This window comes from Allobosea sp. P1_A7, from assembly GCF_056406775.1.
Map to the genome: position 1 here is coordinate 1 of NZ_JBFTZN010000192.1, position 11,209 is coordinate 11,209.

An 11,209-nucleotide genomic window follows, 5' to 3' on the forward strand; every position below is an offset into this window, starting at 1 on the left:
GGCGGGCCTTTCTCGTCTCTGCCCGGACGGCTCAGAAGGCCCGGACGGCTCAGAAGCCCGGCGTCGAAAACGTGTTCCGGAACGGGTTCACACCGGCGCCGATGCGCGGCGGCAAGGTGCTATCGCCGTAAAGCTCAGCGACATTCGAATAGACCGGGGGTGAGATGAGCTGCTGAGTGGCGTATCGGTTCAGCGAGCCGACCGGCACGACATTGCCGGGATCGAGATAGCTGCGCTTCTGCACGATCACGCGCAACGGCTTGCGCTGCTGCTGCGCCTCGGCCACCGAAGCGACCGCGGTCAACGCCACGAGCGAAATGCCGAGACCGGCGGCGAGACGCTTGAAGGAATTCATGGCGAGGGTCTCCTGAGGCGATGACCAAGGGGAAGTAAAGCGGCGATTGATAGCGCCAAATCTATCCCGCCGCGGTTAACGCTTTTACTGCCCCATAGCTCTGAGATAACGCTCGGGCAGCCGATTTCAACGGCCGCCCCCTCACCTTTTCGCGGCCGCCTTGTGGCTCGGCACCGTGCCTTCGGCGTCGAGCGATGACGTCTTGCGACCGGCCGCGGATGGGCGCGGCGGTGAGCAGGCGCCGTCGCGGTTGCGTTCAGCTGCGGTAAAGAGGCTGCGCAGCGCAGGATCCTCGCCGGCGCTGAGCAGGGCAAGCCCATCGACCAGGCAGGCCAGTTGCTGACGATCGGCCGGGCGCGCCGCCCCACCGCACCACCAGCCGCTCAGTCGCAGCGACGTGTCGCCGCCCCGGTGGCGGAAGCCGATGCAGGCGCGTTCAGTCGTACCATCGCTCAGGGTCACATCCGTGGCTTCGACAGAGCCGAATTTGGTGGTGAGCCCTGTCGGCGCACCGCTGCGCTGCACGGACATGCCGCGCGCAGCGGCCTCGCGCACCAGCGCGATGATGAAGGGCTGCGTCAGATGATCGTCGCCATGGTCGACGACGAGGCGCAGCAGCAGATGCGGCTTTGCCTCGGCGAACACCCCAAAGCTCAACATATCCTCACGCTTCGCGCCGTCCTGGCTCCGGCTCGCCTCATAGGCCGTGGCCTGGCGCTCCAATTCCGGTGAGTCGAGGCCAAACATCGCGATCGGCCGCGCGATCCTGGTCCAGTCTTCATGTTGGGCGCCGAGCAGGCGCGGCTCCTGGCGAACGTCCCGAACGGACCGGATCTCCGCAGCCGGTTGCTCGGCAAGGCTGGCGACCTGCATCTCGCCGCCATCGCCCACAAAGCTCGTGACGAGCGCAGCGGCCATCCCGATACCGGCAACGGCTGCCAGGCCGCGCCAGACCAGACCGCCGGTCAGGCCCAGGCCACGATGGCGGACGGCAGCGCGCAGCCAGCGGAGGATTGTCCGCATCGCGGCCTCGACATGGTCCATCACGCTGATCAAGGCGCCAATCGGATCGGGACCGCCGAGCTTGCCCTTCACGCTACCCGCCACGGGCAAGGCACGATGTGCGGCCGCCGAGCCGAGCTCCCGGCAGCTCGAGCCGAGCCGGCGAAAGCCATTGACCAGTAACGCTGCGAACTCACGCGACACGACAAGACCCCGCTCGTTGCCTGCGCCTCCGCGCCAGCAGCCTGTCCTCACCCGCCGGCGACGCTGAGGGCATCCGGGTCAGTATCGGGTTACCGGCGGCCTGCGAACCGCGATTGTCGTGAATCGCTGGTTAGGAGGCAGGGTTAATCCCGTCCTGACGCGCTGGGCTGCCGAGACCAATTGACTTTTTATCGCCGCGGGTGTTCTGGATGGGCATCGCGAGGCGAGGATCCACTCGAGCGCGACCGCGAATGCTTTCAGCCCTATGGGATTTGGCTCTGTGATTGTCGCCCTGACGACGAAACGCACGACCAAAACGACGACCGGCACGCTCCGGACGTCGCGCTGACGCTTCGCCTCGGTTCCGGGCCCTCCCCCCCGGCGGGGGCTACGGCCGAACCCGCCATCCAGACCAGGCGGGTCGGCATCTCCCGGGGGAGACAGAACCGGTTACTTCCAAAAGGAACAGCAGCATGAGCTTCAAGGTCGCGGTTGTCGGCGCCACAGGCAATGTGGGTCGCGAAATATTCGACATCCTTGCCGAGCGGGCTTTCCCGGTGAGCGAGGTCGTGGCGCTTGCCTCCTCGCGCTCGATTGGTACCGAGGTCTCCTTCGGCGACAAGACGCTGAAGGTGAAGGCGCTCGATCACTATGATTTCTCCGATACCGATATCTGCCTGATGTCGGCGGGGGGCGAGGTCTCGAAGCAATGGTCGCCGAAGATCGGCGGCCAGGGCTGCGTCGTCATCGACAATTCCTCGGCCTGGCGCATGCATCCCGACGTGCCCCTGATCGTGCCGGAGGTGAATGCCGCAGCGGCCGCCGGCTTCTCCAAGATGAACATCATCGCCAACCCGAACTGCTCGACCGCGCAGCTCGTCGTGGCGCTGAAGCCGCTGCATGACCGCTTCGGCGTCAAGCGCGTCGTCGTCTCGACCTATCAGTCGGTCTCCGGCGCCGGTAAGGAGGGCATGGACGAGCTCTTCAACCAGACGCGCGCCGTGTTCTCGGCCGGCGACGTCGTCACCAAGAAGTTCCCCAAGCGCATCTCCTTCAACCTCATCCCGCAGATCGACGTCTTCATGGAGGACGGCTTCACCAAGGAAGAGTGGAAGATGATGGCGGAAACCAAGAAGATCCTCGATCCGAAGATCAAGCTGACCGCCACCTGCGTGCGCGTGCCCGTCTTCATCGGCCATTCCGAGAGCGTCAACATCGAATGCGAGAAGCCGATCACCGCCGACGAGGCGCGCGAGGTGCTCCGCACCGCGCCCGGCATCCTCGTCATCGATAAGCACGAGCCCGGCGGCTACATCACCCCGCACGAGGCGGCCGGCGAGGACGCGACCTATGTTTCGCGCATCCGCGAGGACAATACGGTCGAGAACGGTCTCGCCTTCTGGTGCGTCTCGGACAATCTGCGCAAGGGCGCAGCCCTGAACGCCGTGCAGATCGCCGAGGTGCTGGTCAACCGCAAGCTGATCCAGCCGCGCAAGAAGGCGGCCTGATTCCGACAGCTCGGAAAGCTCCACGAAGGCGGGCGCAAGCCCGCCTTTTTTATGAAGGGCCCGGGCGCATGGGCGCTGTTCCGAGTTTGCGCGCCCGCCGCAGGCAAATCCTGCTAGCGTCGTCCCACTCTCCAGTTCCGGCGTCGCCTTGTCCTCTCCCCACCCTTCAAAAGCTCCGGTACCGGCCTTGCCCGCGCATACCGAGGCCGTTCCTCCCGTGCCGCAACGTCGCGATGCTGCGCTGCGCGGCATCGGATTGATGCTGCTTGCCAGCATCTTCCTGTCCAGCTCCGATGTCGCTTCGAAATATCTCGCGGCGACGATGCCCGCGCTACAGATCACCTGGCTGCGCTATGCCGCCTTTACGGCGATCATGTTGGGGGTGGCACTGCGCGGCGGCGCAGCACGCCTGCGACCGAAGCGTCTGCACATGCAGTTGCTCAGAGGCGTCGCAGTCACCCTCTCCTCCATCATCTTCGTCTCGTCGCTGCGATACCTGCCGATCGCTGATGCGACCGCAACAAGCTTCATTGCGCCGCTCTTCGTCACCGCCTTGTCGATCCCGATGCTTGGGGAGAAGGTTGGCTGGCGGCGCTGGACCGCGACCCTGGTCGGTTTGGCCGGTGTCCTGATCATCGTCCGGCCCGGAGGTGCCAACTTCCACGCCGCATCGCTTTTGCCAGCGCTTTCAGCCGCGACCTGGGCCTTTGCCCTGATCGTCACCCGCATGATGAGCACGACGGAGGACCCGGTGACGACGCTGACCTGGTCGGCCGTGGTCGGCTTCCTGCTGCTGACTTTGCTGCAGCCCCTCGGCTGGAAGCCACTGACGGCGGAGGCGATCGCCATCGGCATCTTCATCGGCGTCGCTTCGACCATCGGGCACTGGTTCGTCATCATCGCCTTCCGCCATGCCGACGCCTCGCTGCTCGCGCCCTTCTCCTATGTGCAGCTGCTCTGGGCTTCGGTCTTCGGCTTCTTGCTGTTCTCGGTCCTGCCGGATCTCTTCACCTTGCTGGGCTCGGTGATCATCGCCGCCTCGGGCCTCTACACCGCCMATCGCGAGCGGATGCGGGCGCGAGCCTTGTAAGCGGACTATCGCTTGCCGTATCGCGCGAGGAACATCGCGACCGCCGAGGCAACCACGCGGGAGATCTCGGCGTCGGACGGTCGCTCGCGCAACGCATTGAACAGGCGCGGGCGCAGCACGGTCGACTGACACAGGTCAACGAATTGCACGGCTGCCAGCGCGGTATCGTCGATCTCCAGCTGTCCCTCCGCTACCTTGCGGTCTAGATAGCCGGCGATGCGCCGTGCGCCCTGCAACGGTCCGTTCTCGTAGAATTCACGGCCGAGATCGGGCATGCGCTCCGCCACGCCAACGACGATGCGCTGGGCGCTGAGCGCAAAATCGCAGACCAAGAGCTGGACGATCCGCTCGCCGAAATGCGTCAGCGCATGACCGAGATCGGGATCATCGTCGAGCGCTTCGAAGATCCCGCGCTTCTGTTCTTCACGCTCGCGTTCGATCAGAGCGACGAAGAGATGTTCCTTGTCCTCGAAATAGACATAGAGCGTGCCCTTCGAGACATTCGCGGCCGCGGCAATGTCGCTCATGCTGGCATTGTCGAACCCGCGCGTCAGGAAGACCTCATGGGCTCCGTCCAGGATCTGGCGACGTTTGTCGGGATCTGCGCCCGCCGCACGCCGCTTCCGGCGCGGCGGCACTCCTGCGATCTTCACAACCTCGTCCATAACCCCATCTCGTCCCGGCATTTTGCGCCGCACAAAAATAATCGAACCGCTCAGTTCGATTTCACTTGATATGCGCCATCGCCAGCGCTATTTCAACTGAAATCGAACCGATCGGTTCGAACAGTGATTATCAGGATCGCCCATGTCCGCCGAGACAAAGACTGAGTCGCGTCGGGACCGGCTGAAGCTGGTCGACCCCGCGCTCGAAACCACGCCGCTCCCCGCCCAGGCCCGCAAGGCCGACGAAGCAGCTCCGCGCGAAGCGGAGAGCCCTGCCGCCGCCAAGCCCCGCGGCAAGACGGTGCGCCGTGCGGGCATGATGCTGCTGGCGACAGCCGCGCTCGGCTCCGGACTCTGGTTCGGCGTCGACTGGTGGCGCAATGGCCGTTTCATCGTTTCGACCGACGACGCCTATGTCGGCGCCGAGATGGCCACGATCTCGGCCAAGCTCGCAGCCAATGTCGCAACTGTCGCCGTCAAGCAGAACCAGCAGGTCAAGGCCGGCGAGCCGCTCGTCACCCTCGACGATGGCGACCAGCGCATCGCACTGGAGAGCGCCCGCGCCAAGAGCGCGACGGCAGCCGCGACGCTGCTGCGCATCGACAGCCAGATCGAGGCCGGCCGCGCCAGCCTGCTGCAGGCCCAGGCGCAGCGGGACTCGACCCAGGCCGATATCATCCGCACCGTCGCCGATTTCGACCGCGCCAACAGCCTTGCCGCCAAGTCCTACGGATCGCAGGCGACCCTCGATGCGGCAACGGCAGCGCGTGACCGAGCCCGCGCCGCACTGGCCAGCGCCGAGGCCGGGGTCTCCGCGGCCGAAGCCAATATCAAGGTGCTGGAGGCACAGCGCAACGAAGCCTCCCGCCAGATGGACGAGCTGAAGGTCGCCGAGGACAAGGCCGCCCGCGACCTGTCCTTCACCAGGATCGCAGCGCCGATCGACGGACTGGTCGCCAACACCAATGTCCAGCTTGGCGACCTCGTCAGTGCCGGCAAGCGGCTGATGTCGATCGTCCCGCTCGACCAAGTCTATATCGATGCCAACTTCAAGGAGACGCAGGTTGGCGGCCTGAAGATCGGCGACAAGGCAAGGGTCACGGTCGACGCCCTGCCCGATCAGGTGTTTGACGGCGTCGTCAGCGGCATTTCCGGCGGCACGGGCTCGGTGTTCTCGCTGCTGCCTCCTGACAACGCCACCGGCAATTTCACCAAAATCGTCCAGCGCGTCCCGGTGCGCATCACGCTCAGCCCGCAGGCCATTGCGCGCCATGCGCTGCGCCCGGGCATGTCGGTCGTGGTGAAGATCGACCCGCGCCCTCAGGCCTGAACGGAACCACAAGACCCATTCCGGATGGCGCGTCGCGACGATCCGGAATCCATGCAGCCGTAACGCCCACCGATTGACCCCGGCTTTGCGCGGCCAATGCCGCTTGGCCAGGGCGACGGTGCGGGGCGCCAGGAAGACGAGGCCGTCATGGCCACTGCAACACTGACAGCCGGCACGCCGGCGGCCTCCGACGCCATCCCGATGCGGCGGATCTTCGCCTTCCTGGCGATGGTCTTCGGCATGTTCATGGCGATCCTCGACATCCAGATCGTCTCCGCCTCGCTGGCCGAGATCCAGGCGGGCCTGTCAGCCAGCGCCGACGAGATCGCCTGGGTCCAGACCGCCTATCTGATCGCAGAAGTGATCATGATCCCGCTCTCCGGCTATCTCAGCCGGGCGCTGTCGACCCGCGTCTTCTTCTCGATCGCCGCAGCCGGGTTCACGGTCTCGAGCGTGCTGTGCGCGATGTCGTCCTCGATCAACGAGATGATCCTGTGGCGCGCGGTCCAGGGCTTCATCGGCGGCGGCATGATTCCCGGCGTCTTCGCGGCCGCCTTCACCATCTTCCCGGCCTCGAAGCGGCCGATCGTCTCGCCGCTGATCGGGCTTGTCGCGACGCTCGCGCCGACCATCGGCCCGACGGTCGGCGGCTATCTTAGCCATGCCTTCTCCTGGCATTGGCTCTTCCTAGTCAACGTCATCCCCGGCATCGGCGTCACCATCGCAGCCTGGACGCTGATCGATTTCGACAAGCCGCAGCCCGGCCTGCTCAAGCGTTTCGACTGGCTCGGCCTCGCCAGCATGGCCGCCTTCCTCGGCAGCCTCGAATATGTGCTGGAGGAAGGCACGCGGCTCGACTGGTTCCAGAGCCACGAGATCGTGTTCTTCACCGCGTTGATGCTGGTGGGCGCGGTCCTGTTCTTCTGGCGGGCGCTGACGCGCGAGGATCCGCTCGTCGATCTCTACGCTTTCACCAACCGCAACTTCGCCTTCGGCTCGCTCTTCAGCTTCACGATGGGCATTGGCCTCTACGGGCTGACCTATCTCTACCCCGTCTTTCTCGGCCGCATCCGCGGCTATGACGCGCTGATGATCGGCGAGACGATGTTCGTCACCGGCCTGTGCATGTTCCTGACGGCGCCCGTCGCCGGCAAGCTGTCGCAGAAGCTCGATCCACGCGTGATGATGATGATCGGTTTCGCCGGCTTCGCCGCCGGCACCTATCTCGCGTCCTTCATCACCAAGGACTGGGACTTCCACGAACTGCTGCTGCCCCAGATCCTGCGCGGCGTCTCGCTGATGCTGTGCATGGTGCCCATCAACAATCTGGCGCTCGGCACCTTGCCTCCGGCGCAGCTCAAGAACGCATCGGGCCTCTACAACCTGACGCGCAATCTTGGCGGCGCGGTGGGCCTCGCCGTGATCAACACGCTGCTGAACACCCGGACCGACCTGCACATCACCCGGCTGCATGAAGCCGTCGCTGTCGGCAGCCAGGTCGCCGAAGAGAGGCTGGCCCAGATGATGCAGCTTTTCGCCGGCTATGGCGCCAATGCCGAGGCGATGGCGCTCGCCAAAATCAGCCAACTCGCCCATCGCGAGGCCTTGGTCATGGCCTTCGGCGATGTCTTTCTCGGCCTGACCTGGATCTTTGCGGGTCTGGTCGTGCTGGCCGTGTTCATGCGCAAGCCGCCGAAAGCGGCGCCCGCCGGGGCTGGGCACTAGGCTCGTCAGAGCCTGGAGCACCGTGTCGCAGCCGGCTCCGGATTGACATTCGCGCGGAGTCCCGCCAAATATAGCAATGATATCAGTAGTTTAGATGTTTTCTAAACTACGAGGCCGGCATACCGGCGATGTGGAAGGCGTACCGATGAGCGTTTTGCCCGTGAAGGATCCCAGCCAGGCCCGCGCTGCCGCGGAACAGATTCCGTGGCCGCAGAAGAGCCCTGCTTCCTGCCCGATCAGTGCGGTGAAAACGCGGCTACGCAATGCTGGCCTTCGTCCGACCAGGCAGCGCATGGCGCTGGGCTGGCTGCTCTTCGCCAAGGGCGACCGGCACGTCAGCGCCGAAATGCTCTATGAGGAGGCGCTGCGCGCCCGCGAACCGCTGTCCCTCGCGACCGTCTACAACACGCTGCGGCAGTTCTCGGAAGCTGGCCTGCTCCGCCAGGTTTCGGTGTCCGGCCCCAAGACTTTCTTCGACACCAATGTGTCGGAGCATCACCATTTCTATAACGAGGACGACGAAACCGTCGTCGACATCCCTGGCTCGGAAATCCAGGTCTCCGGCCTGCCCGTCGCCCCGGAAGGCATGATGATCTCGTCCGTGGAGGTCATTGTCCGCCTGCGCAACGCCGATGGCGCCGAAGTCGAGACCCGGGTCGCCGCCGGAGCTGGGCACCACGCGTGATCGTCTGCTCCTGCAACGTCCTGTCCTGCCGGCAGATCAAGGGAACCATTGCCCCCGATGGCACTGGACCGGTGACGGCTGGCGAGGCCTATGACTGTCTGGGCTGCAGCCCGGACTGCGGACGTTGCGCCCGGGCCGTCAGAGCCATTCTTGCTGAGGCCCGCGCCGCCTGCGCCAGCCAATGCCATTCCTGCGCCAGTCGCGACGTTGAATGCGCGGTACATGTCTCCGTCACCCAGTTGATGGACGGGCTGGCGATCGAGGAAGACACGATCGCGGCCTGAGGCTTCTCGGCCGCGGGCCACGTCGATATTTCCCGGTCCTGGCGCGACTTCTCCCTTTCATTCTCCGAATTGCCGCTCTACATTAGGATCATTCTAATGTGATGCGAGCCCGAGGAGAGCTGCGATGAAGGGTGACAAGAAGGTCATCGAATACCTCAACAAGGGRCTCCGCTCCGAGCTGACCGCGATCAATCAGTACTGGCTGCACTACCGGATGCTCGACAATTGGGGGCTGAAGGAGATGGCCAAGACCTGGAAGAAGGAATCGATCGAGGAAATGGTCCATGCCGACCGTTTCGTCGACCGCATCCTTTTCCTAGAGGGCTTCCCCAATCTGCAGACGCTTGACGCGCTGCGCATCGGCGAGAACGTCAAGGAAGTGATCGAGTGCGATCTCAAGGCCGAGGTCGAGGCGCGCGGACTCTATCAGGAAGCGGCCAAGTATTGCCGCGAGGTCGGCGACTACCCGTCCGAGGACCTGTTCAAGGCGCTGATGAAGGATGAGGAAGGTCATATCGACTTCCTCGAGACCCAGCTCGACCTGATCGAGCGCGTCGGCATCGAACTCTACACCCAGAAGCATATTGGCGGACTCGAAGCGGATCATTGATCCCCGAAGCATTCCGACGCCAGTCGCAAGCCGGACCTGCCCCGCAGGTCCGGCTTTTTCGTGCGGAAGCAGGTGCTCGAAGTCGGAACAGGACCACCGCCTTGACGGCGCGATTGAAAGCGACCTAATTCATAGGCTGATACCGACGTAGTTTGTAATGATTATCGTTCAATACTGAATCTCTACGGAAGATCAGCGCCGAACCTTGTCTGCCTCCTGCAGATTATCGATTTGGATCGCTGCGATGAGTTCCGTTCCGCCATCTGATCTTGCTGGCAAAACAGCACCCCACCCCGGACAATCGGACGTCCCGGTCGTCGACGTCCGTCAACTGGTCGGCACTGGACGCGAGGTCATCCTGATGCATCTTGGCGAAGCCTATCGCCTGCGCGTCACCGCCCGCGACCGGTTGATCCTGACCAAATAGCTCCCCGCTCGCCAAGCCACGCGCTCTGTGCCAGAGAGCCTGCTTCCGTCCCGGGCTCCTCTCCGCTGTCCTCGGGCGCGTTTCCGACGACCGGCTCGTTCGCAAGTCCGGGATCATGGCGATCGTTCTGGCGGGCGGCGAAATCCGCCCAGGCGCTGCCATCGGCCTGACCTTGCCTGACCTCTCGCATCGCGCTCTCGAACGGGTCTAGTCGAGCGCTCGCAACCAAGACTCACTCGCCCCTGAGCGATCACTGCGCCAATCGAAGAGCGCAATGTGCGTCGCTCGCCAATGATCGGGCGTGCGCGCTGCCAAGAGGCCAGAACCGTCTTGTCCGGCGCGATAGGGTGAACCATCCCAGCGGGCGACGCGGCCGCCAGCCTCGCTCAAGAACAACGCTCCGGGCAGATGATCCCATGGCAGCGTTCGCCAGAAGACGGCGAAATCGCGCTCGCCAGTGGCAATGGCAGGATATTCGGCCCCCGCGCAAAGCAGCGGCGGCACGATCAAGGGCACTCGATCCGAGCGCGCCTCGATGGCCTCAAGCACGTCAGGCGGCAGGAAACGAGTGGAGATCGAGCCCCTCCGCAGCCCATCCGGCTTCTCATCAGCGACCACAGGCACTCCATTGATCTGCGCGCCGCTGCCCAGCTCGGCAACATGAAGCTGATCCGACAGCGGATCGAGCATCCAGGCTGCGACGGCCTCGCCTTCGCGCAGCAGTGCGAGCATGATCGAAAATGGCCCTCGGCCGGAAATGAAATTTCCGGTGCCGTCCAGCGGATCGATCAACCAGACGGTGCCCCGATCGAGAGTGTCAGCCAATGCTGGCGTCTTTGCGCAGGCTTCCTCGCCCACGACCCTGGCGGACGGATCAAGCAGCAGCAATTGCTCGCCGATCAACCGTTCGGCATGCTGATCGGCAACGGTGACGAGTTCTCCCGGGGACTTTTCCTCCACATCACGCGCGGTCAGATTGCGAAAGCGCGGCAAAATCGCCTCTGCAGCTGCCTGTCGCAGAACCGTCGATACTTTATCGATCAGACTCATCGTGATTTCGGCTCCCCTATCTCGGGCTTGCCCTCTGGATCCCGCCAATTTGCCAAGGACCGCCTACCACCACCCAAACCGGCGCCGCGTTTCAAAGGAAGCGCCCCGAACTCGCGCCCGAACCGCGAGCACCGATCGCGAAACAAAAAGATCGGGTTGTTGGGGCTCCGGCCGCCCGTTGATACGGGATGACGGAGAGCGGTCTTCCGGTCAGGCTCCATCGATCCAACCGGTCAGGAGGCCTGCCATGGAGCTGTTCGTCGGTCTTGATGTG

General features: G+C 64.3%; 12 protein-coding genes. 8 read left to right on the forward strand and 4 right to left on the reverse strand.

Going from position 1 to position 11,209, the window contains the following annotated elements:
* Positions 1 to 49 precede the first annotated feature (49 nt).
* On the reverse strand, positions 50 to 355 hold the full coding sequence (locus AC1D34_RS26260) for a hypothetical protein (protein ID WP_441492426.1): 306 nt from the start codon (positions 353 to 355) through the stop codon (positions 50 to 52).
* A gap of 141 nt (positions 356 to 496) precedes the next feature.
* Positions 497 to 1,561: a hypothetical protein gene (locus AC1D34_RS26265; protein ID WP_476825769.1), complete on the reverse strand. Its 1,065-nt coding sequence runs from the start codon at positions 1,559 to 1,561 to the stop codon at positions 497 to 499.
* A gap of 473 nt (positions 1,562 to 2,034) precedes the next feature.
* Here AC1D34_RS26265 and AC1D34_RS26270 point away from each other — a divergent pair, with 473 nt between their 5' ends.
* Positions 2,035 to 3,069: an aspartate-semialdehyde dehydrogenase gene (locus AC1D34_RS26270; RefSeq protein ID WP_441492424.1), complete on the forward strand. Its 1,035-nt coding sequence runs from the start codon at positions 2,035 to 2,037 to the stop codon at positions 3,067 to 3,069.
* Between the two features lie 187 nt (positions 3,070 to 3,256).
* Entirely contained in the window at positions 3,257 to 4,159 is a 903-nt protein-coding gene (locus AC1D34_RS26275) for a DMT family transporter (RefSeq protein ID WP_476825770.1), read from the forward strand.
* 5 nt (positions 4,160 to 4,164) lie between these two features.
* Here AC1D34_RS26275 and AC1D34_RS26280 read toward each other — a convergent pair whose 3' ends face one another.
* Entirely contained in the window at positions 4,165 to 4,824 is a 660-nt protein-coding gene (locus AC1D34_RS26280; RefSeq protein ID WP_476825771.1) for a TetR/AcrR family transcriptional regulator, read from the reverse strand.
* Positions 4,825 to 4,966: 142 nt separating this feature from the next.
* Between AC1D34_RS26280 and AC1D34_RS26285 the strand changes: the two genes are divergently transcribed.
* The 6 genes from AC1D34_RS26285 to hemP all read left to right on the forward strand — a co-directional run bounded on the left by AC1D34_RS26285 (position 4,967) and on the right by hemP (position 9,885).
* Positions 4,967 to 6,154: an HlyD family secretion protein gene (locus tag AC1D34_RS26285; RefSeq protein WP_476825772.1), complete on the forward strand. Its 1,188-nt coding sequence runs from the start codon at positions 4,967 to 4,969 to the stop codon at positions 6,152 to 6,154.
* 147 nt (positions 6,155 to 6,301) lie between these two features.
* Positions 6,302 to 7,879 (forward strand): DHA2 family efflux MFS transporter permease subunit, encoded by a 1,578-nt coding sequence (locus tag AC1D34_RS26290; RefSeq protein ID WP_476825773.1) that lies wholly within the window; start codon positions 6,302 to 6,304, stop codon positions 7,877 to 7,879.
* A gap of 145 nt (positions 7,880 to 8,024) precedes the next feature.
* A complete protein-coding gene (gene irrA / locus AC1D34_RS26295; protein ID WP_441492420.1) occupies positions 8,025 to 8,564 on the forward strand; it encodes an iron response transcriptional regulator IrrA in 540 nt (179 codons plus the stop codon).
* The gene (locus tag AC1D34_RS26300) at positions 8,561 to 8,848 is read left to right on the forward strand and encodes a (2Fe-2S)-binding protein (RefSeq protein WP_476825774.1); all 288 of its coding nucleotides are present in this window, start codon (positions 8,561 to 8,563) and stop codon (positions 8,846 to 8,848) included. The genes irrA and AC1D34_RS26300 overlap by 4 nt, the downstream gene beginning before the upstream one ends.
* 124 nt (positions 8,849 to 8,972) lie before the next feature.
* Positions 8,973 to 9,458 (forward strand): bacterioferritin, encoded by a 486-nt coding sequence (bfr, locus tag AC1D34_RS26305; protein ID WP_113517171.1) that lies wholly within the window; start codon positions 8,973 to 8,975, stop codon positions 9,456 to 9,458.
* Between the two features lie 244 nt (positions 9,459 to 9,702).
* Positions 9,703 to 9,885, forward strand: coding sequence for a hemin uptake protein HemP (hemP, locus tag AC1D34_RS26310; protein WP_441492419.1), 183 nt, complete (start codon positions 9,703 to 9,705; stop codon positions 9,883 to 9,885).
* A 207-nt stretch (positions 9,886 to 10,092) separates the two neighbouring features.
* Here the strand turns inward: hemP and AC1D34_RS26315 are convergent, their stop codons facing one another.
* A complete protein-coding gene (locus AC1D34_RS26315) occupies positions 10,093 to 10,935 on the reverse strand; it encodes an inositol monophosphatase family protein (protein WP_476825775.1) in 843 nt (280 codons plus the stop codon).
* Positions 10,936 to 11,209 lie beyond the last annotated feature (274 nt).